The organism is Paractinoplanes atraurantiacus (genome assembly GCF_900215205.1).
GTDB classification, from domain to species: Bacteria; Actinomycetota; Actinomycetes; order Mycobacteriales; family Micromonosporaceae; genus Actinoplanes; species Actinoplanes atraurantiacus.
Genome location: NZ_OBDY01000010.1, coordinates 183,880 through 206,179, shown reverse-complemented (window position 1 = coordinate 206,179; position 22,300 = coordinate 183,880). Strand labels below are relative to the sequence as shown.

Here is a 22,300-nt window from a genome sequence, read left to right as displayed (position 1 = left end):
GAGCTTCTCGGTTACGCCGAGCAGATCAGGCTGATCTCCTCGGCCGACGCCTCGTGCACACCACGGCCCGGCGTCAGGTCGGCCACGGTCGCCGGCTCGGCGCAGGCCGCGGACTTCCCGTGCCACTCGATCTCGGTCGCCTCGGTCACGGTCACCGTCAGGGACAGACCTTTGGGGTACGCCACGACGAGCGCCCCGGTCGCGGCGTCGAACGTCTTGATCGTCGCCTTGGCCGCGGCCGGACGGTCGTACACCTTGGGCTTGGAATCCTTGCTGTTGACCACCCCGTCGCCGTCGGCGTCCTCGTCGCCGTCCTTGACCCCGTCGCCGTCGCTGTCGGCGGAGCGCGGGTTGAGGCCCAGCATCCGCTCGGTCTTGTTGATGAGCCCGTCCGCGTCCGGGTCCGACTTGGCGTCGTTGCCCTTCGGGTTGAGCTTCTTGCTGACCTCGTAGCCGTCGGGCAGCGTGTCCCCGTCGGTGTCGGCCTTGGCCGCGCTGGTGCCGGCCTTGAACTCGGCCAGGTTGGTCAGCCCGTCCGCGTCCTTGTCCCCACCGGCGTCCTTCTTCTTGACGTTGAGCCCGTTGGCCTTCTCGTACGCGTCCGGCATCCCGTCGCGATCCGTGTCCTTGGCGGCCTGCACCGCCGGCTTCGCCTTCGGCTTGGCCTTGTGGCCGGCGGCCATGGCCGTACCGGACATCGACAGCACCGTCATCGTGGCAACAGCCGTGACAGCAGCAAGTCGGCGCTTCATGCGGGGTTCCTTCCGGGGGCGTTACGTGAGGCCCTCAGGTTCGGCCCCCGCGATGGGGATCTGAGCACAGCTACCGACTCGCACCCCGACCGCTCCCGGCCGCGGCTCAGCGGTAGCGCGCCAACTTCACCTTGAGTACGGGATCAAAACGCTCGAGCGCGACAATGCGATCGCCGTCGCCGACCGCTGAGAGCTGGTCGATCAGAAATCTGTTCGCCTCCTCCGGTGAGTCGTCCAGTACGGCGTGCAAGGCGGCTGCCAGCAGCGGTACCTCCAGCACGTCGATGCCGTAGAGGAGCACATCGGTGAGGACGCTGTGCCAGCCCGGTCCGGAATCCATCCCGGGAGCGAGAAGGCAGTGGACGGCCAATGTCGCGGCTCGTTCGAAGTCGAGCCCCTTCGCGACCAACATGTCGTTGATCAGACGCAGCACATCCGCGGGTTCGAGCCGCGTCGTGTCGACATAGAGAGAGTGCATGAGCAGGGCGGCGCTGTCGGCCATGCCCTGGGAATTGCCCAGCGCCGCTCGGATCGCGCGACGGTAGGCGCTGATCTTGACGTCCCGCGGCGCGTCGAGGGCCGATGCCATCCACAGTTCGGTGAGGCTGAATCCGGCGGACTCGACCCGGTTCTCCTCCTGAACGACGAACGACGAAACCGATCCGGCGAGGCCCAGAAGCAACGGTGTCACGGCGTGAAGCAGGGCGTCATCGGCCAGATCGTTGCTCAGTCTCATCGAATTCAATGCCGGAACGAGCTCGAACTCGCTGTCATAGGCGCCGCCGGCCGAATGGTCGCCCGCCGGGGGCCGCCGGTTGAACCAGTTGGGGTCGGCCATCGCCCCGAGGGCGGCCGGCAACGGCGAGACAACGATGTCGCGGCGGTCTCCGTGCCACTCCCGCCCGACAGACAGGATCGCCATGGTCTCCAGCCACATGCGGGACGGGACGGCCGCACGCCATTGCAGAGCGGCGCCCTGCAGCCAGTCGGCCGGATCATCGGTCTCGGTGAAGAGGTCGGACGCCCTCAACTCTCCGCCACACTTCAGGATCAGCAGGACAAGGTTGAACGAATAGGTGGCCATCCAATGGTCGATGCGCTTGTCGACGGGCTGGTACTTGCGCGGTGTGTATTGCGGTCGCGTCAGGGCACTGCTTGCCCGCCGTACGAGCCAGGCTCGGAGACGTCCGGTGTCCGGTTGTCTCATCAAGACCTCGATGAAGGACAACACGTTGAGTCGCGCGCTCAGCGGGGTGTAGCCGAGCAGGGTCTGAAGCAGATCGTCTCCGGTGTTCGCGTCGACCCGCAGCGTCATCGTGCCGGCGGACTCACGCCTTTCCGTGTCGCGAACCGCCTGCACGACCAGTCGCGCCACGAGGTATTCGCCGAAGGTGGCATGCAGGAACTCGTAGGTCTGAAGGACATGGTCGTCGCGGATGGCATGCGATCTCTGGATGAAGAAGAACCGGCCGACCATCTCCTGGCCGGCACTCAGCGGAGTCCGGAACATCTCGGTCGGCGCCGACCGGGACGGCGCCAGTCCGAGACCTGTCAGGTCATCGTCGAGCTCACGCTCGGTGACCCACAGCCGCAGCCGATGGAACATGGCGAACGCCACCACGGAGAGCCGTTGCAGCTCAGCCTCGACGAGCGCCGGCAACTCGGCGCCAGGCCGGGTGTCATGCACCCGCCGCACCTCACGCTCGGCGAACTCGGAAAGGAGCCGCTCGTAGAGCCGCCCGTCGTCGAAGTCGGCCCTCGTGTCCCGCAACGCGTGGCCGGCGGCCTCGTAGAGGGCCAGCATGAGCAGGAGCAGCGGCTGCTCGGCCAGCTGACGAAATCGCAGGAGCGAGGCCAGGGCGAGTGGCTGGGGCAGGCGGCCGGCGTTGGATTCGTTCCAGACCTCCGCCCATCCGGCGATCTGGTCCTCGTTGAACGGCTCCAGACGTACGGCCAGGCCTCCCATCGGCAGCTTCGCCCGATCCGCGACCGCCAGCCGGCTCGTCACCATGACCGCGGCCGGCCGGCCGAGAGCCGCCTCACGCTGCTGGAAGCGCGCCACCCGCTGGAGATAGTCCGACTGGTGCAGGCCGGTCGCCTGAAGAAGCTCGTCGAACCCGTCGAGCAGGATCACCGGCAGGGCGCCGTCCGCCGCGCTCGTCAGATCGGCCCAGGAGACTGTCTCACCGATGGCAGCGCGCAACGCCTGCTCGATCTGATCCTGGATCTCGGCTTCGGCCGGCACGTCCCGGAGGGCGACTCGGGCGACGAGATAGTCGGCGACGGGCAGGCGGGCCGCGAGGATCTTGGTGAGGGACGACTTGCCCGCACCCGGCTGACCCAGCAACAGCAACGGGGCCTCGGTGGCCTGAGTGGTCGTCAGGTACGCGGCCAGGAATTCGGCCAGGTCGGTCCGAACGTCGTCGTCCCACCAATGCTCGTCAGCGGGCCGGGCGGCCGGGTCGGCCGCCTTGACGCGGAAGAACGGATCCAGATAAGCGTCGCCCAGTGTGGGCAGCACCAGGTCACCGACGTCGCCACCGAGGACGGGCTCGGCCAGTTCGGCGCGATAGACGCGGGCCAGAGCGGCACGGTGACGACTCGGGTCGCGGCCCGAGGTGGCACGCCGCAGAGCGGATTCGAGACGATCCAGGCCCCGGGCGCCCGATCCGGGCTCCGGGATTCCGATGGCGAACTCGGGGATCTGCCCGGAAAACGTTTCGTGCGCCTCGTCGTAACGGGTCACAGCCCGGTCCGGCAGGTCGGCGGTGATCTGTTCACCCGCCGAAAGGTCCTTCAGGTCGTCGGTGACGCGGGCGGTGGCGGTCGCGAACCAACGTCCGAGGGCGGTCAGAAGCTGGTCGTAGCCGCGCTCGGCCGACGGAAGGGGGACGGGGAGGTCGCCGAGACGCTCCACCAGGACACTCTCGGCAGTGGGGCCGAGACATCCGGCGAAGGCCTCGAACACCAGGACCACGTGGGCGGCCTGGAGCCGTTCATTGCGGTTGTGACGGCTGTGACCGCGGACAACGGCCGCCGAGACACGATCACCGCCAAGGATGCGACAAGCGTCGAGGTAGGACAGACCCTTCGGCATGCTGTCAGGCTAAGACCTCACGGACCCGCATCAAGGCGATGCCGAGCAGGTTGAGGCCGCGCCACTGCTTCGGGTCCTGGGCTCGCGGGTCGTCGCGGCTCAGGCCGATGCCCCAGACTCGGTCGAGCGGGCTAGCCTCGACCAGGACCCGGTCGCCGGTGGTGAGCAGGAAGGCGCGCAGGTCGTCGTGGGCGCCGAACTTGGCCACGTTGCCGGCGACGACGATGGGCAGCCGGTTGTCGTTCCAGGTCTGCTGCTCGAAGCCGGCGACGCGCCCACCGAGCTTCTTCGCCGCGTGCGGATGCTCGGCGGCCAGGATCTGCCCGGCCATGTCCTCGTCGCCGAAGAGCACGGCCTTGCGCCACATCATGTAGTGCTCGGCCGTGGCGAACCGCACCCCGTCCACCTCGAACGGCGACGGCCACCACTGGCTGAGGCACCCGGCCCCGGCCCGGCCGTCGGCTTCGGGCTGGTGCCCCCAGAAGAACAGGTACTTCGGCATGGACAGCAGTGTGCCGGTCGGCCCGCTACCGCGCCATCAAGTATTCGCGCAGCTCGGCGGGGGTGGCCAGCCAGCCCTGGCCGGCGTAGTCGAGGATGCGCAGCATCTCGCCGGGTACCAGGTCGTACGACGTGGCGCCGGTCTCCGGGATCTTCTCGCCCGGGGGCACGGGCACCGGCACCGGGTGGAGCCGCACCGGGGTTCGCAGGGCCTTCAGGACGGTCAGGAAGACCCGGGGCAGGTGGTACGGGGTGACCACGAGCCCGAGATGCTCGATCTCCAGCCGGGACGCCTGGGTGGCGATCCACGTGGCCTGCAAGCCCGTGTTGGGGGCCGGCTCGGGCTGGACCTGCACCCCGTCAAGGCGGCGGAGACCCAGGCTCCGCAGGTAGGCGGGGGTGAGATCGGTGTAGGTCCGCTCGGCCGGGTTGCCGTTGGCGATCAGCAGGTGGCGGATGTGCGGTGAGGTCTCCCAGAGCTGGATCGCATGGCTGAGGCGCCACTCCTCGCCCTGGCCGATCGGCACCGCGAGGGCGTCGGTCTCCCGTGGGGCGGGCACGGTGAGGATGGCGATGACCGAGGCCATCAGTTCGAGGAGCCGGTCATCCGTATCGATCACCCGGTCCATGGGTCAGATCTTGAGCGGGCCGGCGACGTCCAGCTGCCCGTGCTCGACCAGCCAGCGCACCGACTCCAGCACCGCGTCCTCGGGCTCGTGCTGCGGCGCGTAGCCGAGCAGCGCGTGCGCCTTGTCGATGCTGAAGTAGTGGTTGCGTACCAGATGCTCCCAGCTCGCCTGTGCGGCTTCGGTTTCGGTGGTACGGCGGAACGCCTCCCACGTCACGGTGCGCAGCTCCGCCGTCTGCCCGAACCACGACGCGGCGATCTGGGCGAAGCCGCGAACGTTGAGGGCCGACGGCGCGACCACGTTGAAGTCCTCGCCGGCCGCCGCCTCCCGCCGCGCGACGGCGGCCTCGAAGGCCTGAGCCACATCGTCGGCGTGGACGTGGTGCATGAACTCGGCGCCGATCCCGGGGATCTCCAGCGGCTCCCCGTTGGAGAGCTTGCGCCACACGGTGGGGTCGAGGTTGCCGAGCGGACCCACCGGATGCCAGCCCGGCCCCACGATGTGCCCCGGATGCAGCGACGTCGTGACCAGCCCGCCCCGGCGCGACTCCTCCTGGAGCATTTTCGCGATGGCGGCCTTGCCGATCCCGTACTCACCGATCGGGGGTGCCCCGTTCTCCTCGGTGATCGGAATCTTGAGGCTGGGCCCGAATCGCCAGATCGACCCGCAGTGCACCAGGTGCCCGGTCTCCCCCCGAAGCCGCTCGACCAGCGCGGTGGCCGACTCGAGCGTGAAGCAGATCAGATCGACGACCACATCGGGCCGCAACCCCACGACCCGATCGGCGAAGGTGCCGTCCCGGTCCTCGCCCTCCCGGTCAGCGGCCACGTGACGCACCTGAGCCCAGGCCGGGTCGTCCACATAGCGGCTCCGCTGCCCCCGGCTGATGTTGACCACGTCATGTCCCGCCCGCACCAGCCGCGGAACCAGGAACGTGCCGATATGCCCACTGCCACCGATGACAACGATCCTCATGACGTCACCATAAGCCTGCGGCGTCCCCTGTCGACCTCTGTTCTCACCGGCACGGGCTACTGCCCGAAAACGACGCTCCAGGGGCGCGCCGCGTCCGCGGCCGGGACGGCCATCGGGACGGGTGCGGCGTCGTCGAGTGTCTCGGCGGCGATCTGGGCGAACCGCTCCGCCGCGGGATGCGGCGACGGCGCCGGCCAGGCCGCGGTGATCGTCCGGCGCAGCGGATGACCGGCGATCGGGCGCCAGGCCACCCGCGGCTCGCGGCGGACGGCATCCTCCGGTTCGAAGGCGACCCCCTGGCCGGCGAGCACCAGCCCGAGCAGGAACCCGGGATTGCGGGCGGGCCGGATCGTCCGAGGACTGAAGCCGTGCCGGCGGCACACCTCCAGGACATGGTCGTGCCAGCCCGGCGCGGCGGCGCGCGGAGGCAGGATCAGATCGTTCCCGGCGAGGGCGGCCAGGGCGAGCTCGCCGGTCGCGGCGAGCGGCGAGCCACGGGGTAGCACCACGCCCAGCCGCACCCCGGCCGTGGGGCCGAACCGCAGGCCGGGCGCGTCGACCGGGTGGTGGACCAGCCCCACGTCGAGGTGGCCCTCGCCGAGCAGGCGCACCTGCTCGGCGGTGGTCAGTTCCCGCAGGTCGACATCGAGCCCCGCCAATCGGCGGTCCACGTGCTGGAGCAGTGCCTGGAGGACCGGAGCGGGTGTCTCGGGTGGCACGCCGGCGCGCAGGGTGCCGAGCCTGCCGTCCCGCACCGACCGCATCAGGCCGCGAAGTCGCCCCTCCGCGGCGAGCAGGGCGCGGGCCTCGTCGCGCAGGAGCCGCCCGGCGGCGGTGAGCCCGACCTGGCGCCGGGACCGGTCGAACAGCTCGACCCCGAGCTCCCGCTCCAGCCTCTGTATCGACTGGCTCAGCGGAGGCTGGGCGATGCCGAGCAGTTCGGCGGCCCGGCCGAAGTGCAGTTCCTCGGCCACTACGAGGAAGTAACGCAGGTGCCGGGAAAGATCCACGACCCGACGGTACGTGGGCCGCGCCCATTACCGTGGCGGCGTGCTGACGATCTTCGACAAGGTGGGCGCCGGCGCCCACGCCCACGTGGTCGACATCGACACCGGTCACGACGTCGGAGCGCGCCCGGACGAGCAGGTCGTCATCGCGTCCGTCTTCAAGATCCTGCTGGTTCTGGAGTTCGCCCGGCAGGCCGTGGCCGGGCAGCTCGATCCCACGGAAAGGGTCCTGGTGCGCGCGGCCGACCGGCTGGGCGGCTGGGGCACGGCCGGATGCGCGGACGATGTGGAGCTGTCGCTGCGCGACTTGGCGTACTTCACCATGTCGGTCAGCGACAACACCGCGGCCGACCTTCTCCTGCGCCGGATCGGACCGGACGTCCTGCCTCTGCTCACAGCGGAACTGGGTCTCACCCGCACACGCCTGATCGGCGGCCCGCGGCAGGTGCTGGAGTCGATGTTCGACGATGTCGGCGCCCGCGACGCCGCCGAGTTCGCCCGCGTCTTCGCCGCCCTGCCCGAGGAGCGGATCCGGTCGCTGCGTGTCTTCGACCCCGAGCACACCACCTCCAGCACCCCACGGGAGATCACGCGGCTGCTCGGCCTGATCTGGCGGGACGAGGCCGGCCCGGCCGCCGCGTGCGCGATGGTGCGCGACCTGATGGCCCGGCAGATGGCCTGGACCCGGCTGCCGTCCGGCTTCCCGCCCGAGGTCCGTGTCGCCGCCAAGACGGGCACCCTGCCCGGTCTGCACATCGAGGCCGGCGTCGCGGAGTACCCCGACGGCGGCCGGTACGCGATCGCGGTCTTCGCCCGGACCCCGCGGTTGGCGACCCGGCAGATCGACGTCGACCTCGCGATGGGCGAGGCCGCCCACGCCGCCGTCGAGCAGCTCCGGCGGATGTGATCCACGCCTCGGCGCGGCCGGCGCCGGCCGCGCCCGGCCTCGGCTGATACGCCCGCGGATATCGGCGACGCGGCCGGATGCTCTTGGACCGGGCGCACCGGCCGGTGATTGTCTGCCCGCCATGACCAACCCACGACTCGGCCGGCGCCGGTTGCTCGGCACCGCCGCCCTGGCCGCCGCGGCCGCCGCGCCCACGATCCCGTCCGCCGCCTCCGCCGCCTCCACAGCATCCCGGCGCCGGACGTCCGCCGCGACCTTCCGCTGGCTGGGCACCTCCGGCTGGCGCATCGACATCGGCGGGAGCTCCGTGCTCGTCGACCCCTATCTGAGCCGCTTCCGCACCGGGCTGTTCGCCGGGGCGTTCGATCCGGCCACCCCGCTGCGGGTCGACGCGGCCACTGTCGACCGGCACGCCGGCCGCCCGAAAACGATCCTCGTCACCCACACCCACTGGGACCACTTCACCGACGTGCCGCACATCGCCGGCCGGACCGGCGCCCGAGTATTCGGCACGCTCACCTCGTACCACCTCGGTCTGGCCCTGGGGTTGCCGGCCGCACAGCTGAGCCCGGTCAAGGGCGGCGAGGTGCTGGACTTCGGCGACCACACCGTCGAGGTGATCGCGGGGCTGCACAGCCGCAACGCCTCGTACTCGCTGGCCTTTCCCGGCGTCCGCACGGCGGTGCCGGACCGGCCGGCGACCATCGCCGACCTGCCCGAGGGCGACACGCTCACCTATCAGGTGAGCGTCCAGGGCGGACCGTCGGTGTTCTTCATGGGCGCCAGCGACTTCGCCGAGCGCAATCTCAGCGGCCTGAGCCCGGACGTCGCGATGATCGCGGTGCCGTCCACCGACGTCACCCACGACTACGTGCCACGCCTGCTGACCGCGTTGAACCGGCCGCCGACCGTCGTGCCGGTCCACTGGGACAACTTCGAGACTCCGCTGACCAACCCGCCGGCCACCACCCCCACCGACCGGGCCCGTCTCGACGCGTTCGTGACCGCCGTCCGCCGGACAGCACCCCGCACCAGGATCCAGCTACCGGAGTACCTGACCCCCTACACGTTCTGACGCGGGGTTCCGAGGAATTGTCGTACCCCTCCGGCACCATCTGGCGCACACGGAACGGGAGGGGTCATGCCGAGGTGGTCGTGCGCGACGAGACGATGCGGCCCGGCTGGGAGGCGCAGGCCGCGGCGGCCTGTGACGGGTTCGCGCCCTGTCGCCGCCTGGTGAGCGAGATCAACCAGACGCTGGGCCTGGAGCGGCTGCGCCTGGAGGGGCTGTTCTCGCAGGAAGGCTCTGGGGTCGGGACACCCGATCACCGGCGCCATCGGCCGGCGGTTGATCTGGCAAACCTCACCGGACCGCGCGAAGTGGACGTCGGGCCTGCCCGAGCGCGTCGACGACGGCTGGATCCCGTCCGATCACGACACGGCACCCGGGGCGGGCTGGCGGGTGCGGCTCTGGCATCCGGCGATGGCCGGTCCGAGCGAGGTGGCCCGGTGGCGGGCCCGGACTGAGAAGCAGCCGGTCAAGCAGGCGTTCCGCGAGGTCCACCGGTTGACGCCGACGACAAAATCGCCGACCCCGCCATCACCGTCCAGCTCCGCCGAGTCGCCTATGAACGGCCGAGCGCCCGCTGCACCTGTCACATCGACCGAAATCGGGCAGCGGTCTTGGGTCGCTCTGGGGCAGAGTGGCCGAGTGGAGATACGGGGACCGGGACGGTTTTTGTGGTGGCTGGGGCGGGAGCACAGAGGACGAGTCGGGTTGGGGGCGATGTTCGGGTCGTTGTGGTTCGTGAGCTTGGCGACCACCCCGTACCTCATCTCGCAAGCCATCGACCGCGGCCTGGGCGCGCGGCAACCAGGCGTGTTGATCGGCTGGGTCGCGGCGGTCCTGATCGTCGGTGTGGCCAGTGCGGTGCTTGGGATCATGCGGCACCGCAGCATGTCGAAGCTGCGGATGGCGGCGGCGCTGCGGACCGCCGATCTCGTGATGACGCATGCCACGCGGCTGGGGTCGGCGTTGCCGCGGCGGGTGACGGCCGGCGAGGTGGTCACGATCGGCATCTCGGATGTGTGGACCATCGGGCGGGCCATGAACGTGGGCGGCGTCGGGGTGGCGTCCACCTTGGCGTACATCGTGGTGGCGGTCCTGCTGTCGCGGACGGCGCCGTCGCTGGCGGTTGTCGTGCTGGCCGGGGTTCCGGTGCTGGCGCTGTTCGTCGGGCCGCTGCTGCAGCGCAGCCAGCGCGCCTCGCAGGGCTACCGGCATCAGCAGGGTGAACTCAACGCCCGCCTGGTCGACGTGCTCGGCGGCCTGCGGATCCTCAACGGGCTCGGGGGCAAAGAGACCCATTTGCGGAGGTACGTCGGTGAGTCCGGCCGCCTGAGGGCGCAGGGTTACCGGGTCGGTGGCCCGTCGAGCTGGATCGGGGCCCTCGGCGACGGCCTGCCGGTCGTGTTCCTGGCCGTGGTCGTCTGGCTCGCGGCCCGGCTCGCGGCCGAGGGGCAGCTGACCGCGGGACAGTTGGTCGCGGTGTACGGCTACACGGCGATGCTCGTCATCCCGGTCAACGTGCTGATCTTCTGCTCGTTCGACGTCACCCGCGGGCTGGTCGCGGCCCGCCGGGTGGTCAACTTCCTGCGCATCCCGGTCGACGACCCGGCCGGCCGGGCGGCGCCCGAGGGGCCGGCGGTGCTGCACGATCCGGAGTCCGGTGTGGTCGCCGAGCCGGGGCGGTTCACCGCGCTGGCCGGCTCCCGCCCGGCCGACGCGGCCGAGGTGATCGACCGGCTCGGGCGGTACGGTCCGACCACCGCGACCTGGGGCGGCGTCGAGCTCGCCGAGATCTCCCCACCGCTGATCAGGGAACGGATCCTGGTCACCGAGCCGAGCGCCGACCTGTTCGCGGGCGAGCTCCGCCAGGTGGTCGCCGGCCGCCACGAGCCCGACGACGCGAAGGTGCGGGCCGCGATCGGCACCGCTGTCGCCCACGACGTCGCCGACGATCTCGGCCGGCCGGTCGAGTGGGCCGGCCGCAACCTCTCCGGCGGGCAGCGCCAGCGGGTGCGCCTGGCCCGCGCCGTCCACGCCGACCCGGAGATGCTGCTCGCGGCCGAGCCGACCTCGGCCGTCGACGCGCACACCGAGGCGGCCATCGCCGAGCGCCTCGTCGAAGCCCGCCGGGGGCGGGGCACGGTCGTCGCCACCACGTCGCCGGTGCTGCTCGACAAGGCCGACGTCGTGCACTACCTGGTCGACGGCCGGGTCGCCGCCTCCGGCACCCACCGCGACCTGCTGGCCGGCGAGCCCGGCTACCGCGCGCTGGTCACCCGCGTCTTCGGCGAGGAGGGGGAAGAATGAGCTCGGTCCTCCCCGTCGCCGATCAGCGGACGGTGGCGCGGGCGGCGCTGCGCCTGATCGCGCTCGACCGGCGCTCGGTCGTGATCATCCTCGCCCTCAACTCGCTGGTCGCGCTGGCCGGCGTCGCCGGCCCGTGGCTGCTCGGCCGCATCATCGACGAGGTCACGCACGGCGGCGGGGTCGCCTCGGTCGACAAGCTGGCCGCGGCGGTCCTGGCCTGCGCGATCTTTCAAACCTTTCTTTCCCGGTACGCCCTGGCGATCGCTTACCGCTTCGGCGAGCGCACCGCGGCCCGCATCCGGGAGAACTTCCTCCGGCGCTCGCTGGCCCTGCCCGCCGCCGTGGTGGAGCGGGTGCCGGCCGGCGACATCGCGGCCCGCGGCACCACCGACGTGGACGCGGTCGCCACCACGCTGCGCGACATCCTGCCGACCCTGCTGATCGGCTTCGTCCAGATCATCTTCCTGGTGGCGGCGCTGCTGCTGCTCAACCCGCTCCTCGGGGTGATCGGCCTGATCGGGCTGTCGGGCATCTGGTTCTCGACCCGCTGGTATCTGAAGCGGGCCCGCCCGGCCTATCTCAAGGAGGGCGAGGCCAACTCGCAGCTGGCCGAGGAACTCGCGGCGACGACGGCCGGAGCCCGTACCATCGAAGCCTTTGACCTGGCGGAACGCCGCCTCGCGGCGGGCCGTGCGGCACTCGCCGAGACGCGCCGCACCCGCTTGGCCACGCTGAGCTTGCGGAGTTTCTTCTTCCCCTCGGTGGAGATCTCGTACGCGCTGCCGAGCGTGCTGGTGCTGCTGGTGGGCGGGCTGCTCTACATCGACGGTCACGTCAGCCTGGGCACGGTGAGCGCGGCGGTGCTGTTCCTGAGGCAGCTGGTGGGACCGCTCGACACGATCACGATCTGGATCGAGCAGTTGCAGAGCAGCAGCGCGTCGTTCGCCCGGGTCGAGGGGCTGGCCGAGATCCCGGCGCCCCGATTCGAGACGCGCCTGCCCGAGGGCGACCGGATCGAGGTCCGGAACGTCCGGTACGCGTACGACGAAGGCCGTGACGTCCTGCACGACGTCGACCTGACGGTGCAGCCGGGTGAGCGGCTGGCGATCGTGGGGCTGTCGGGGGCGGGCAAGTCGACGCTGGGCCGGCTGATCGCCGGCGTGGACCGGCCGGGCGCGGGTTCGGTGACGGTGGGCGGGGTGGCGGTGGCGGAGCTGCCGCCGGACGAGTTGCGCCGCCAGGTCGTGCTGGTCACGCAGGAGCATCACGTGTTCCGGGAGACGCTGCGGGACAACCTGATGGTGGCGGCGCCGGACGAGGAGCTGCGCCGGGCGCTGAAGACGGTGGGCGCGGACTGGGCCGACGACCTGGACCGTGACCTCGGCGAGGAGCCGCCGGACGGGGCGCAAGCGCAGCAGTTGGCGCTGGCCCGGGTGGTGCTGGCCGACCCGCACACGGTGATCCTGGACGAGGCGACAGCGCTGCTGGACCCGACGGCGGCCAGAACAGCGGAGAGGGCGCTGGCGGCGGTCCTGCACGAACGCACGGTGATCGCGATCGCCCACCGCCTCCAGACAGCACACGACGCCGACCGCGTGGTGGTCATGGACGACGGCCGCATCATCGAGATAGGCACCCACGACGAGCTGGTCGCAGCCGCCGGCCCGTACGCGGCCCTGTGGCACTCCTGGCACGGCCACGAGCCCGCCTGAGCCGCCCAGCCACCCAGCAGCGCGCGACCGCCCGGCCACCCGGCCCCCACGGGAGTCGGCGCGCGCCCACCCGGCCCCACGGGAGTCGGCGCGCGGCCACCCGGCCCCACGGGGGTCAGCGCGCGGCCACCCGGCCTCACGGGGCCGGCGCGCGGCCACCCGGCCTCACGGGGTCGGCGCGAGGCCGTCCAGGGCGAGTTCGATGGCCTTCGCGGCATGCTCGACGGCGCCGCCCCGCTCGGCGGCGCCGTCGGTGATCATGCCTTCGGCCACGCCCTCGACCATGCCGAAGAAGAGGAGCAGATCGGCCGGCACGAGGTCTCGGCGCACGAAGCCCTGTTCCTGGGCCCGCTGCAACGGACCGGCGAGCAGCCCGACGATCTGCCGAAGGTAGCGCCCCTGCACGGCCGGTTCGAGGCGGCGGGCCAGATGCACGAGCGGGCGCATGGCGACCTGTGAGCTCAGGACGGCGCCGAGCAACGGCCGGAACGCGGCCGGCTGATGCCGGTTGGCGTCGACGCAGGCTTCGAGGCGCTCCACCTGAAAGGCGATGACCCCCGAGGTCAGCGCATACCGGTCGGGAAAATGCCGGTAAAGGGTGGCCTGCCCGATACCCGCCCGGCGAGCGATCTCCGGCATGCCCACCGCGTCCCGCCGCCCGGTCATGAGGTCACTGGCCGCCTCGAGAATCGCCTGGCGGTTCCGCTGCGCGTCCCGGCGGCGCGGGGTCTGTACGCCGTAGATCAAGGCCCACCCCTCTCCGAGATGACCAACGTTACTGGCAAGTAACGATAATGTCATGAAGTTCAATTTCTCGGAACAGGTTCGTACCCCGCCCACGCTCCATCGCGGGAACGCCACCGATCCGGCGCCCCACGATTTCGCCCAGCCCCATCCCGCGGCGCAGCCCCGGCCCATAGCGCGGCTCCGGCCCATAGCGCGGCTCCGGCCCATAGCGCGGCCTCGGCCTCGGCGCGGCCCAGCGCCGGCGCGGCCCCGGCCCGCGGCGCGGTCTCAGTCCTGGCCGCCGGCTTTCATGACCGCCTTTCGGGCGCGCCAGGCCAGGACCGAGCCGACCGACAGCGCCGACAGCACCGAGCCCGCCGACAGCCAGGAGCCGATCGACAGGATCGAGCCGAAGGAGCCGACAGAGCCCACCGACAGCGCCGAGCCGGTGGAGCCGATCGACAACACCGAGCCCTTCGAATAGATGCTCAGAACCGAATCCTCGGACTTGTACGACAGGATCGAACCCTTCCGCACACCCACCCCTCTCAGAAGTCCGCGCAGATGTACGGCATCTGGCGCGGGAACAGACTGCTCAGCGACTCGACTGCCGCCCCGTCGACCCGCCCGAGGCCGCGCGTCACCACCTCGACCGGGTCGAGCACGCCGTAGAGCAACCCACTGAAGCCGCCCACCGTCAGCGTCGCCGACGGATCGGACGTGCCTTTCGTCACCGACAACCGGCCGCCCTCGCCGGTCAGCCGCCAGACGCCGGCCACATGCTCGTCGTCGGGAATCTCGATCGTCACGTCACCGTCGCCGACCGCCGTGCCGGTCAGCGCCTCCATGTCGAGCACCCGCACCATCGCCCCGCCGCGGCGCGGATGGTTCACCTGCGCCTCGGTGGTCACCGCGAAATCGGTGCCCCACAACTCGGGCACCTCGTCGGGGCCGACCCGCACCACGACCCGCGACACCTGGTCGACATGCCGGCTGAAGAACTGGAGCAGCAACGCCCGCCCCAGCGGCCCCGTGGCCAGCAGGTCGGACCCGGTCAGGTCACCGCCGTACCGATCGATCCGGTATTTGACGGCGCCCACCACCTCGCCGCCCACGCGGGCGACGGCGACCCACTGCTTCTCCTCGCGGAACTCAGCGCTGCGCACCGCGTCGAACACCGAGAACCCGTGACGCTCACCGAGCAAACGGCGATTGAGTTCCTCGTACGCCTCATGGCCATCCCACATCGACAGCCGCTCCACCTCGCCCGGCAGATCGGCCCGCACCAGATGGGACAGCCCCTCCGGGGCGAAGCCGGCCGTGCGGTGGCGGGGAATCCCGACGAATCCGAACCGCGCGTAGAAGCTGGGACGGAACGGGTAGAGCGCGCTCACCGCGAACCCCTCCTGCCGCGACTGCCGCAGCAGCCTCGTCAGCAGCTCCCGCACGATCCCCCGACGGCGAGCCGACGGATGGGACGCGACCGACGCCACACCGGCCATGTCATGCACCAGGCCGCGCACGTTCTGCCGCATGCGCAGGGCCGCCGCGCAGGCCAGAGCCTCGCCGTCCTCCTCCGCGACCATGCTGATCGTGGACTCGAAGAACGGCTGCCGGCGCCGGTAGGCGGCCACCTCCTCCTCCGGCCACGGCGACGGCATGAACGCATACGTCTGGAGGGGAAACATCGTCGCCGTGCGCTCCGCCGCGCTGATCTGCCGGAAGTCCATGAGCCCATCCAACACCGGAGGGCCGTACGCCCGCTGCCCTGTTTCCCGGCCTGTGGATAACCCGGAAACACCTGGTGAACGCGGTGCCGCGACGCGCCGGGGTACCCCGGTTTGGCAAGGCGCCCGCGGACCCGCTAATGTTTCATCCGTCGCCGGGACAACGGCCCGGACAGACAAGCGGACGTAGCGCAGCTGGTAGCGCATCACCTTGCCAAGGTGAGGGTCGCGGGTTCGAATCCCGTCGTCCGCTCGGAGAGGCCTTCACAGGACACGTGTGCAGGGCTGGCTCGGTGGAGTGGCCGAGAGGCGAGGCAACGGCCTGCAAAGCCGTGTACACGGGTTCAAATCCCGTCTCCACCTCGCAGTATGCAGTACCCGAAGGGCGATTGGCGCAGCGGGAGCGCGCTTCCTTGACACGGAAGAGGTCACTGGTTCGATCCCAGTATCGCCCACGAGACGGCAGGCGGTCTGTGTTCGCGTAACGCGCGAACCCAGGCCGCCTCGTCATATCTGCTCCGGGGGCCGAGCCCCCGGAAGCCCCGCGGTGCGGTGGGCGCGCGGGAGCGACGGTCGCGCTTCCTGCCGGGTCTCAGCCGCGCCAGGGGCCGAAGCGCGCACCAGGGCCGGCCCCTTGGCTTGTCGTCGGTAAGAACCCTCGAGGTCTCTCCGGAGAAAGGCCTCGCGGAAGCAAGGCGCCTGGGCACCCCACACCCCCGAATGTGAATCTGACGACGCCCGGGAGCTCACTGCGACCTGGGATCGCGAGCCGGCGCGGCCGAGGCGGCCAGGGATTGACGGCGGTAGTCCGTCTCGGGTGTGATCGCTTTGGGGTAAAAGGGACAAAAATCGGACACGGGCGCGTTGGGGGTCGACTCGGGGTGCGCGGGTCGCTAAGGTCCGTCTGCGTTGAACCATCTGCAAAGTGCAGACAGCCACCGGCAGACCGGTCTAGGCTGATTCGGATGAGGGGCTTGACAATGACGCGGACCGGCGACGCGACCACTTCACCTGAGGCTCGAGGGCAAGCCGCCCTGGATGAGCTGCTGAAGCGGGAAGCGGCCTCGGTTCAGATTCACCTCATGCAGACCAACTACGTGCCCGGGCTGTTGCAGGTTGAGGGCTACGCGACCGAGATGATCGGCCGGATCCGGTCGCTCGATCCGGGCGACCAGGAGCTGGCCGACCGGGTCCGGACGCGGATGAAGCGGGCCGCCGGCCTGGCCGAGCGACTGGAGGGCGAAGAGCCGCCGCGGGTGTCGGTGCTGATCGACGAGGGGGCGCTGCGGCGCCTGGTCGGTGGCCGCGAGACCATGCGCAAGCAACTGGCCCATCTGAGCGACGTCGCGAAGCTGCCCACCGTCGAGCTGGGCATCGTTCCGTTCGGTTTCGGCGCCTACTCGGGGCTGGCTGGGCCGTTCGAGGTGCACCGGGATGCGCAGGGCGACGACGCTGTCTACTTCGAGAGCACCGACGAGAGCAAGATCGTGCTGGACGAGGCCGAGGCCGAGCGCCGCCGCCGAGTCGTCGATTCGATGATGGCGTCGGTCGTCTCCGGCGACGACGCGCGGGCGCTGCTGGAGACGATCAGCCGCGAGCTGTGAGGTCGTTCGCGCCGGTCTCCGCGACGAATGCGATGAAGGCGCGGAACGTCTCTCGGTCGAATGTCAGGACAGGTCCCGAGCGGTCTTTGGAATCGCGCATGTGAACGAGGCCGGTTTCCTCCTCGAGGGCGACCTCCACGCAGTCACCCCCACCGCTTCGGGAACTCGTTCGCCAGTTGAGCTCGCGCCGGTCAGTCATCGCGCCTCCCGCGTGCACCAGCAAGAACCCGCGCACGGAAGCTCTCCAGTCGCGCGAGGTCTTGGCCGCAGCGCGGCTGCCGGTGTTTGCCGCGCTCGTGGGCGAAGGCCCCATCGTTGGAGCCAACCGATCACTTACAGTACCCGAGATTCAGCTTGGTGGATAAGCGCCCGGAGTCCGCTGCCGGACACTCGAGGAATGGCGAGAGCATTGCGATAGACTCGCCTGAATTTGCATTCCGCTGTTTGCGTCCAGCGGTCGGCCGGAGAAGGGAAGGGCGGGCGGGGTGGCAGTGACTAGGTCCGGTTCGGAACCGGCTGAGGTCGGCCCGATCGTCGCCCGGGAACTGGTCCGGGCCCGTCTGAAGAATCTGCGCGAGGCGAGCGAGCTCAGTGCCGCGACCGTCGCCCAGCACACCGGCTGGTCGGTGTCCAAACTGAACCGGATCGAGAACGGCGAGGTCACGGTTCAGCCGTTCGAGCTTCGCGCCCTGCTGTCGTACTACGCCGTCGAGGACGAGACCGAGGTGACGGCGCTCGCCCGGCTGTCCCAGGCGTCGCGGGCCCGGCAGTGGTACAGCAAGCACCGCCTGACCGGGGCCTTCCAGCGCTTCGTCGCGTACGAGTACGAAGCCTCCGTCATCAACATCTGGCAGTTGCTCTTCTTCCCCGGACTCCTGCAGACGGAGGAGTACGCCCGCGAGATTACCGCGCTGTCCATGCGGCGCAGCCCTCACCACGAAGAGGTGCTGTCCCGGGTGCGTCTGCGGATGGACCGGCAGCAGGCCTTCCACGAGCGGCTCGCCCGGCCGAACGCTCCGCGCATCGTCGCGGTGATCGACGAATCGGTGTTGAAGCGCCCGGTGGGCGGCCCGGACTGTCTGCGCCGGCAGATCGATCATCTGCTCGAGCTGGCGGAGGACACGGACGTGTACACCATCGGCATCACCCCGCTGGACCTCGTTCACCATTCCGGTCTGGGTGGCACCTTCGAGCTCCTGCAGTTCGACGCGCCCGACCATGACGACGTTCTCTATGTCGAGGCTGCCGCGGGCGCGTCGTCGCTGCAGATGAGCCGTACTCCCCTGTTCCGCGACATCATGCAGGACATGCTCACCTACGGCCGGACCGGCGAGGATGCGATCGAGATGCTGCGGAGAGCGCGGGCCGACCTGACGCGGCCGTGAGGTCGGTGACCGCCGGCCACGTCGGTGTCTCGCCTGCTTCGACCGCCCGGAGCACCGCCCGCCGCACCTGGTTGAACCTCTGGTGGTCGTTGGTGCTGTAGAGCGTGACGGTACGGCCCTGGTGCTCGGCCACCAGCGCCATCCACGAAGGACGGCTCCGGCTCTCGATCGCCGCCGCGATGCCGGTGCCACCGGCGGCGAGGACGCCGGCGGCGAGCAGGGACACCGCGCCGTAGGCGGCGGCCAGCGGCACGGCCAGTGCCACTTCGACTCCGCCGCAGAACAGTGCGATCTTGAAGGGGAGGTGGGTTTCCTGGTACTCGCGGTAGATGTGGGTCAGGTCGCGGACGAGGAAACGGCCCTGGTCGGTGTCGACGCGCCGACTGGTCACTACGATGCCGGGGCCGGGGTAGTAGACGACTTCCGGATCGGGTCGGGAAGCCGGGGATACGGACTGTTGTGCCATGGCGACCTCCTACCGCCATGGTCGCCGATCAATACGCAGTCAGCAACCATCACACGTGCATCTGCTGACTGCGTAGCCCAATCTGCGGATTGCAGAAACCCGTTACCCACTATTTTGTACGCCTTCACGGGCGATTGTGCTCGCTAACTACGTCCACTTTGGCGGGTCTTTATGACTTTCTCCGCGAGCAGCGCCTCCACCCGGTCGGCGGGAGGACTGCGTAGTGCAGGCGGCCCAGACCGGTGAAGGCCTGGGCCGGTGCGGGTGAGACTGGTCAGACCTGGCTGGCGCCGCCGTCCACGTAGATCTCGGAGCCTGTTACGTAGGCGCTGGCCGGGGTGGCCAGGAACAGGACCGTGTCGGCGATCTCGTCGGGGGTGCCGAGGCGGGCCATGGGTACGCCGGAGGCCAGGCCCTTCAGGAGCTGGGCGGCGTCCTCGGGGGTGCCGGCCAGGCCGGACAGGCCAGGGGTGTTGATGGGGCCGGGGGCGATCGCGTTGACGCGGATCTTGCGGTCCACCAGCTCGGCCGCCCAGCTGCGGGTGAAGGAGCGCAGGGCCGCCTTCGTCGCCGCGTAGACGCTGAACGCGGGGGCCGCCTTCACGTCGATGTTGGAGCTCGTGATGATGACCGAGGCTCCCTCGTTCAGGTGCGGGAGGGCCTTCTGGACCGTGAAGATGGTGCCGCCGACGTTCGTGTTGAACGTGGTGGCGTAGTGGTCCCACGTGATGTCGGCCAGCGCCGCGAACTCGCCGCCGCCCGCGTTGGCGTACAGGACGTCCAGGCCCTTGCCCCGTTCGGCGATGGCGGCGTAGACGCGGTCCAGGTCGTCGGGGTTGGCGACGTCGGCCTGAATCGCCGTGAAGCCCTCGCCGAACTCGTCCAGGGCCTCCTTGCGGCGGCCGGTCACGAAGACGTGTGCGCCTTCGGCGGCCAGGCGGCGGGCCGAGGCGAGGCCGATGCCCGCGGTGGCGCCGGTGACGAGGGCGGTCTTGCCGTCGAGCTGTCCCATGATCAGTTCTCCTTGACGATTGAAGCGAAAGTGGGGGTCTGTGATCCGAGCACGTGCAGGGCCACGTGGTCGGCGCCGGCGTCCAGATGCTGCTGGACGCGGTCGGCGATGTCGGACGTGCTGCCGTGGGCGACGAGGGCGTCGATGAGGCGGTCGCTGCCGCCGGGCACGAGGTCGTCGTCGGTGAAGCCGAGGCGGCGCAGGTTGTTGCGGTAGGCGGGGAAGCCGATGAACATGCCGACCTGGGCGCGGGCCAGGGCCCGGGACTCGGCCGGCGGCAGGCCGACGACGACGGCCTGGTGAGGGGCGATCAGCGGACCTTGGCCGACGCGAGCACGTTCCCGGGCCACGTAGGACGGGGTCACCAGGAACGGGTGCCAGCCGGCGGTCCGGGCGACGGCCAGGTCGACCATCTTCGGGCCGAGGGCGCCCAGCAGCAGGCGCTCGGCCGGAATCTCCAGCTGGTCGAGGTAGCGGCCCATCGACGCGATCGGGTTGCCGTAGTCCTGGCCGCGGGCGGCGGCGCCGGCCGCGTTGCCGATGCCGAGACCGACCAGCAGCCGGTCGTTGTGGGTGGCGTAGAAGTCGGACAGCTCGCGGGGTGTCTGGCCCCAGATGTTCAGCACGCCCGTGGCGACCGTGCTCTTCGGCGCGGCGGCCAGCAGCCGGGCCACGTTGCCGAGGGCGCCGGAACCGTCGAGGCCGGGCGTCCAGAACGTGTCCCAGCCGAGCTTCTCGAACTCGGCCACGTCCCGGAACTTCATGCTCCAGAGACCTGCCTGCTTCATCGGTGCCACCTCCTTCGTATTTTTGTATCGCTCGGTATGGAATGACAGTAGCCCACTTCTGTACCGAGCGGTAGACTGATCGGTGTGACGGTGAAGACAAAGGGACGGCCGCGCGGCTTCGACGCCGACGAGGCGCTCGATCGGGCCATCGAGGTCTTTTGGGAGCACGGGTACGAAGGCGCCTCGCTCACCGACCTCACGAGCGCGATGGGCATCAACCGGCCGAGCATGTACGCCGCGTACGGCAACAAAGAGGAGTTGTTCCGCCGGGCCGTCGCCCGCTACGCGGAGCACGACATGGCGTACGCGAGGGAAGCCCTGGCCGAACCGACGGCGTACCAGGTGATCGAGAGGTTCCTCCGGGCCAACGCCGACGCGCTCACCCGGGCCGACCGCCCGGCCGGATGTCTGTCGATCCAGGGCGGCCTGGCCGGCGGCAGCGACAACGGCGAGGTGGCGCAGTTCCTGGCCGCGAGCCGGCTGGGCGGCGAACGCGCCCTGTCCGGCCGCCTGGCCCGCGCCGTCGAGGAGGGCGACCTGCCCGCCGGCACCGATCCGGCGGCCCTGGCCCGTTATGTGATGACGGTCAGCGAGGGCAACGCCGTGCACGCCGCCGCCGGGGTCGACCGGGCGAGCCTGCACGCCACGGTCGACCTGGCCATGCGAGCGGTGCCTAGATCTCCAGAAGCGCCTTAGCCCGCAGCGAACCCGATGCAAGCTTGTCGTGCACATCGGCGGCTTCGGCGAGCGGAACCACCACCTGCGACTGCAGCGACAGCTCACCGGACGCCAGGCGGCCCATCGCCTCGCGCAGGGCCGGAACGACCCCGTCCGGGACGACGTCGGAGAGCTTCACGCCGAGCCCGGGTCCGCGCGGGTCCGACAGCGTGATGACGCGGTCGGTGCCGCCGGCGAGGGCGATGGCCGCGGGCAGGTCACTGCGCCCCGACGCATCGAGGACGGCGTCAACTTCGCCGGAGAAGACCGACAAATCGTGATAGTCGATCGGGGTCGCGCCGAAACCCCGTACCACATCGAAGTCCGAAGGACGAACGGCGGCGATTACTCGTACGCCTCGGGCCACGGCGACCTGGGTCGCGACGCGCCCGACCGAACCGGCCGCGCCCAGCACCAGCAGGGTCTCCCCCGCGCTCACGGCGAGCTGGTCGAGAACCCGTACGGCCGCCTCGCCCGAAGCCGGCAGCGCCGCGGCATCGGCCCAGCTCACCGAGGCCGGCTTGGGCACCCAGAAGTCGGCGACGGCAAGGGCGGCGTAGCCGCCGAGACGCGGCAGGAAGACCGCGACCTCGTCGCCCACCGCGACGTCCTGCGCGCTGTGGCCGACGCTCTCGACCACCCCGGCCGCCTCGAAGCCGAGGACCGTGCCCGGACCGCCCGGAAAGACGCCCTTGAGGTGCCCGGCGCGAATGGCCAGGTCGGTCGGGCCGACGGCGGCGTAGCGCACCGTCACCCTGATCTGCTCGGCGCCCGGAGTGGGCACGTCGGTCTCGGCGAGCCGCAGAACACTCGGCGGCCCGTAGTCATCCATCACAACTGCCCTGGTCATGGGCCGAGCGTAGGTCGGCCGGGGCGGATCGGCCGGATCTCCGGACACGGTTGCGTCATACCTGAGTCA

General features: G+C 70.5%; 21 protein-coding genes, 3 tRNA genes and 1 pseudogene. 11 read left to right on the top strand and 14 right to left on the bottom strand.

The features are described from left to right. Positions 1 to 11: 11 nt before the first annotated feature. From CRP55_RS23630 to CRP55_RS23605, 6 genes are all read right to left on the bottom strand, one after another. Complete coding sequence (locus CRP55_RS23630) at positions 12 to 752, bottom strand: hypothetical protein (protein ID WP_143234838.1); 741 nt, start codon at positions 750 to 752, stop codon at positions 12 to 14. Positions 753 to 858: 106 nt separating this feature from the next. Continuing rightward, positions 859 to 3,849, bottom strand: a complete 2,991-nt coding sequence (locus tag CRP55_RS23625) for an NACHT domain-containing protein (protein ID WP_143234836.1) — start codon at positions 3,847 to 3,849, stop codon at positions 859 to 861. Positions 3,850 to 3,853: 4 nt separating this feature from the next. Next, complete coding sequence (ybiA, locus tag CRP55_RS23620; protein ID WP_097322296.1) at positions 3,854 to 4,351, bottom strand: riboflavin biosynthesis intermediates N-glycosidase; 498 nt, start codon at positions 4,349 to 4,351, stop codon at positions 3,854 to 3,856. Positions 4,352 to 4,376: 25 nt separating this feature from the next. Beyond that, positions 4,377 to 4,979 carry a hypothetical protein gene (locus CRP55_RS23615; protein WP_097322295.1) on the bottom strand — a complete coding sequence of 201 codons (603 nt, stop codon included), beginning with the start codon at positions 4,977 to 4,979 and terminating at the stop codon, positions 4,377 to 4,379. 3 nt (positions 4,980 to 4,982) lie between these two features. After that, on the bottom strand, positions 4,983 to 5,954 hold the full coding sequence (locus CRP55_RS23610) for an NAD-dependent epimerase/dehydratase family protein (RefSeq protein WP_097322294.1): 972 nt from the start codon (positions 5,952 to 5,954) through the stop codon (positions 4,983 to 4,985). A gap of 56 nt (positions 5,955 to 6,010) precedes the next feature. Continuing rightward, entirely contained in the window at positions 6,011 to 6,964 is a 954-nt protein-coding gene (locus CRP55_RS23605; RefSeq protein ID WP_097322293.1) for a LysR family transcriptional regulator, read from the bottom strand. A 40-nt stretch (positions 6,965 to 7,004) separates the two neighbouring features. Here CRP55_RS23605 and CRP55_RS23600 point away from each other — a divergent pair, with 40 nt between their 5' ends. The 5 genes and pseudogenes from CRP55_RS23600 (at position 7,005) to CRP55_RS23585 (ending at position 12,956) form a co-directional block, all read left to right on the top strand. Then, on the top strand, positions 7,005 to 7,868 hold the full coding sequence (locus tag CRP55_RS23600) for a serine hydrolase (RefSeq protein ID WP_097322378.1): 864 nt from the start codon (positions 7,005 to 7,007) through the stop codon (positions 7,866 to 7,868). Between the two features lie 121 nt (positions 7,869 to 7,989). Next, complete coding sequence (locus tag CRP55_RS23595; RefSeq protein ID WP_097322292.1) at positions 7,990 to 8,943, top strand: MBL fold metallo-hydrolase; 954 nt, start codon at positions 7,990 to 7,992, stop codon at positions 8,941 to 8,943. A gap of 273 nt (positions 8,944 to 9,216) precedes the next feature. Continuing rightward, a pseudogene (locus CRP55_RS56280) lies at positions 9,217 to 9,396 on the top strand (hypothetical protein); the annotation flags it as partial. A 258-nt stretch (positions 9,397 to 9,654) separates the two neighbouring features. After that, positions 9,655 to 11,244 carry an ABC transporter transmembrane domain-containing protein gene (locus CRP55_RS23590; protein ID WP_245923322.1) on the top strand — a complete coding sequence of 530 codons (1,590 nt, stop codon included), beginning with the start codon at positions 9,655 to 9,657 and terminating at the stop codon, positions 11,242 to 11,244. Then, entirely contained in the window at positions 11,241 to 12,956 is a 1,716-nt protein-coding gene (locus CRP55_RS23585) for an ABC transporter ATP-binding protein (RefSeq protein WP_097322290.1), read from the top strand. Before CRP55_RS23590 ends, CRP55_RS23585 begins: the two co-directional genes overlap by 4 nt. A gap of 165 nt (positions 12,957 to 13,121) precedes the next feature. On the opposite strand, the gene CRP55_RS23580 is transcribed toward CRP55_RS23585, so the two are convergent. The 3 genes from CRP55_RS23580 to CRP55_RS23570 form a co-directional block, all read right to left on the bottom strand. Further along, positions 13,122 to 13,703, bottom strand: a complete 582-nt coding sequence (locus CRP55_RS23580) for a TetR/AcrR family transcriptional regulator (RefSeq protein ID WP_097322289.1) — start codon at positions 13,701 to 13,703, stop codon at positions 13,122 to 13,124. A 267-nt stretch (positions 13,704 to 13,970) separates the two neighbouring features. After that, positions 13,971 to 14,219, bottom strand: a complete 249-nt coding sequence (locus CRP55_RS23575; RefSeq protein ID WP_218854682.1) for a hypothetical protein — start codon at positions 14,217 to 14,219, stop codon at positions 13,971 to 13,973. An 11-nt stretch (positions 14,220 to 14,230) separates the two neighbouring features. Then, positions 14,231 to 15,412, bottom strand: coding sequence for a GNAT family N-acetyltransferase (locus tag CRP55_RS23570; RefSeq protein ID WP_179855307.1), 1,182 nt, complete (start codon positions 15,410 to 15,412; stop codon positions 14,231 to 14,233). A 177-nt stretch (positions 15,413 to 15,589) separates the two neighbouring features. On the opposite strand from CRP55_RS23570, the gene CRP55_RS23565 reads away from it, so the two are divergent. The 4 genes from CRP55_RS23565 to CRP55_RS23550 all read left to right on the top strand — a co-directional run bounded on the left by CRP55_RS23565 (position 15,590) and on the right by CRP55_RS23550 (position 17,013). Continuing rightward, positions 15,590 to 15,662: transfer RNA gene (locus CRP55_RS23565), tRNA-Gly, on the top strand. A gap of 39 nt (positions 15,663 to 15,701) precedes the next feature. Next, positions 15,702 to 15,772, top strand: a tRNA-Cys gene (locus CRP55_RS23560). Positions 15,773 to 15,792: 20 nt separating this feature from the next. Continuing rightward, positions 15,793 to 15,864 (top strand) — tRNA-Val (locus CRP55_RS23555). Between the two features lie 510 nt (positions 15,865 to 16,374). Next, positions 16,375 to 17,013 carry a DUF5753 domain-containing protein gene (locus tag CRP55_RS23550; protein ID WP_143234833.1) on the top strand — a complete coding sequence of 213 codons (639 nt, stop codon included), beginning with the start codon at positions 16,375 to 16,377 and terminating at the stop codon, positions 17,011 to 17,013. On the opposite strand, the gene CRP55_RS23545 is transcribed toward CRP55_RS23550, so the two are convergent. After that, positions 16,997 to 17,212 carry a DUF397 domain-containing protein gene (locus CRP55_RS23545; RefSeq protein WP_097322377.1) on the bottom strand — a complete coding sequence of 72 codons (216 nt, stop codon included), beginning with the start codon at positions 17,210 to 17,212 and terminating at the stop codon, positions 16,997 to 16,999. The two genes, CRP55_RS23550 and CRP55_RS23545, sit on opposite strands and share 17 nt — an antisense overlap. Before the next feature lie 286 nt (positions 17,213 to 17,498). On the opposite strand from CRP55_RS23545, the gene CRP55_RS23540 reads away from it, so the two are divergent. Then, positions 17,499 to 18,398, top strand: a complete 900-nt coding sequence (locus CRP55_RS23540) for a helix-turn-helix domain-containing protein (RefSeq protein ID WP_179855306.1) — start codon at positions 17,499 to 17,501, stop codon at positions 18,396 to 18,398. Here CRP55_RS23540 and CRP55_RS23535 read toward each other — a convergent pair. The 3 genes from CRP55_RS23535 to CRP55_RS23525 all read right to left on the bottom strand — a co-directional run bounded on the left by CRP55_RS23535 (position 18,325) and on the right by CRP55_RS23525 (position 20,664). Then, complete coding sequence (locus CRP55_RS23535; RefSeq protein ID WP_143234832.1) at positions 18,325 to 18,864, bottom strand: DUF6232 family protein; 540 nt, start codon at positions 18,862 to 18,864, stop codon at positions 18,325 to 18,327. The genes CRP55_RS23540 and CRP55_RS23535 overlap by 74 nt on opposite strands. A 274-nt stretch (positions 18,865 to 19,138) precedes the next feature. Continuing rightward, positions 19,139 to 19,876, bottom strand: coding sequence for an SDR family NAD(P)-dependent oxidoreductase (locus tag CRP55_RS23530; RefSeq protein ID WP_097322283.1), 738 nt, complete (start codon positions 19,874 to 19,876; stop codon positions 19,139 to 19,141). A gap of 2 nt (positions 19,877 to 19,878) precedes the next feature. Continuing rightward, on the bottom strand, positions 19,879 to 20,664 hold the full coding sequence (locus CRP55_RS23525; protein WP_097322282.1) for a TIGR03620 family F420-dependent LLM class oxidoreductase: 786 nt from the start codon (positions 20,662 to 20,664) through the stop codon (positions 19,879 to 19,881). Positions 20,665 to 20,748: 84 nt separating this feature from the next. Between CRP55_RS23525 and CRP55_RS23520 the strand changes: the two genes are divergently transcribed. Beyond that, positions 20,749 to 21,360 carry a TetR/AcrR family transcriptional regulator gene (locus tag CRP55_RS23520; protein ID WP_245923321.1) on the top strand — a complete coding sequence of 204 codons (612 nt, stop codon included), beginning with the start codon at positions 20,749 to 20,751 and terminating at the stop codon, positions 21,358 to 21,360. Here CRP55_RS23520 and CRP55_RS23515 read toward each other — a convergent pair. Continuing rightward, positions 21,338 to 22,231 (bottom strand): NADP-dependent oxidoreductase, encoded by an 894-nt coding sequence (locus tag CRP55_RS23515; protein ID WP_097322281.1) that lies wholly within the window; start codon positions 22,229 to 22,231, stop codon positions 21,338 to 21,340. The two genes, CRP55_RS23520 and CRP55_RS23515, sit on opposite strands and share 23 nt — an antisense overlap. Between the last annotated feature and the right edge of the window lie 69 nt (positions 22,232 to 22,300).

Bases quoted from the DNA above. Each gene is read 5' to 3' on its own strand.
- CRP55_RS23630 (WP_143234838.1), bottom strand. From the start codon at position 752: ATGAAGCGCCGACTTGCTGCTGTCACGGCTGTTGCCACGATGACGGTG.
- CRP55_RS23625 (WP_143234836.1), bottom strand. From the start codon at position 3,849: ATGCCGAAGGGTCTGTCCTACCTCGACGCTTGTCGCATCCTTGGCGGT.
- ybiA (WP_097322296.1), bottom strand. From the start codon at position 4,351: ATGCCGAAGTACCTGTTCTTCTGGGGGCACCAGCCCGAAGCCGACGGC.
- CRP55_RS23615 (WP_097322295.1), bottom strand. From the start codon at position 4,979: ATGGACCGGGTGATCGATACGGATGACCGGCTCCTCGAACTGATGGCC.
- CRP55_RS23610 (WP_097322294.1), bottom strand. From the start codon at position 5,954: ATGAGGATCGTTGTCATCGGTGGCAGTGGGCATATCGGCACGTTCCTG.
- CRP55_RS23595 (WP_097322292.1), top strand. From the start codon at position 7,990: ATGACCAACCCACGACTCGGCCGGCGCCGGTTGCTCGGCACCGCCGCC.
- CRP55_RS23590 (WP_245923322.1), top strand. From the start codon at position 9,655: ATGTTCGGGTCGTTGTGGTTCGTGAGCTTGGCGACCACCCCGTACCTC.
- CRP55_RS23585 (WP_097322290.1), top strand. From the start codon at position 11,241: ATGAGCTCGGTCCTCCCCGTCGCCGATCAGCGGACGGTGGCGCGGGCG.
- CRP55_RS23570 (WP_179855307.1), bottom strand. From the start codon at position 15,412: ATGGACTTCCGGCAGATCAGCGCGGCGGAGCGCACGGCGACGATGTTT.
- CRP55_RS23550 (WP_143234833.1), top strand. From the start codon at position 16,375: ATGAGGGGCTTGACAATGACGCGGACCGGCGACGCGACCACTTCACCT.
- CRP55_RS23545 (WP_097322377.1), bottom strand. From the start codon at position 17,212: ATGACTGACCGGCGCGAGCTCAACTGGCGAACGAGTTCCCGAAGCGGT.
- CRP55_RS23535 (WP_143234832.1), bottom strand. From the start codon at position 18,864: ATGGCACAACAGTCCGTATCCCCGGCTTCCCGACCCGATCCGGAAGTC.
- CRP55_RS23530 (WP_097322283.1), bottom strand. From the start codon at position 19,876: ATGGGACAGCTCGACGGCAAGACCGCCCTCGTCACCGGCGCCACCGCG.
- CRP55_RS23525 (WP_097322282.1), bottom strand. From the start codon at position 20,664: ATGAAGCAGGCAGGTCTCTGGAGCATGAAGTTCCGGGACGTGGCCGAG.
- CRP55_RS23515 (WP_097322281.1), bottom strand. From the start codon at position 22,231: ATGACCAGGGCAGTTGTGATGGATGACTACGGGCCGCCGAGTGTTCTG.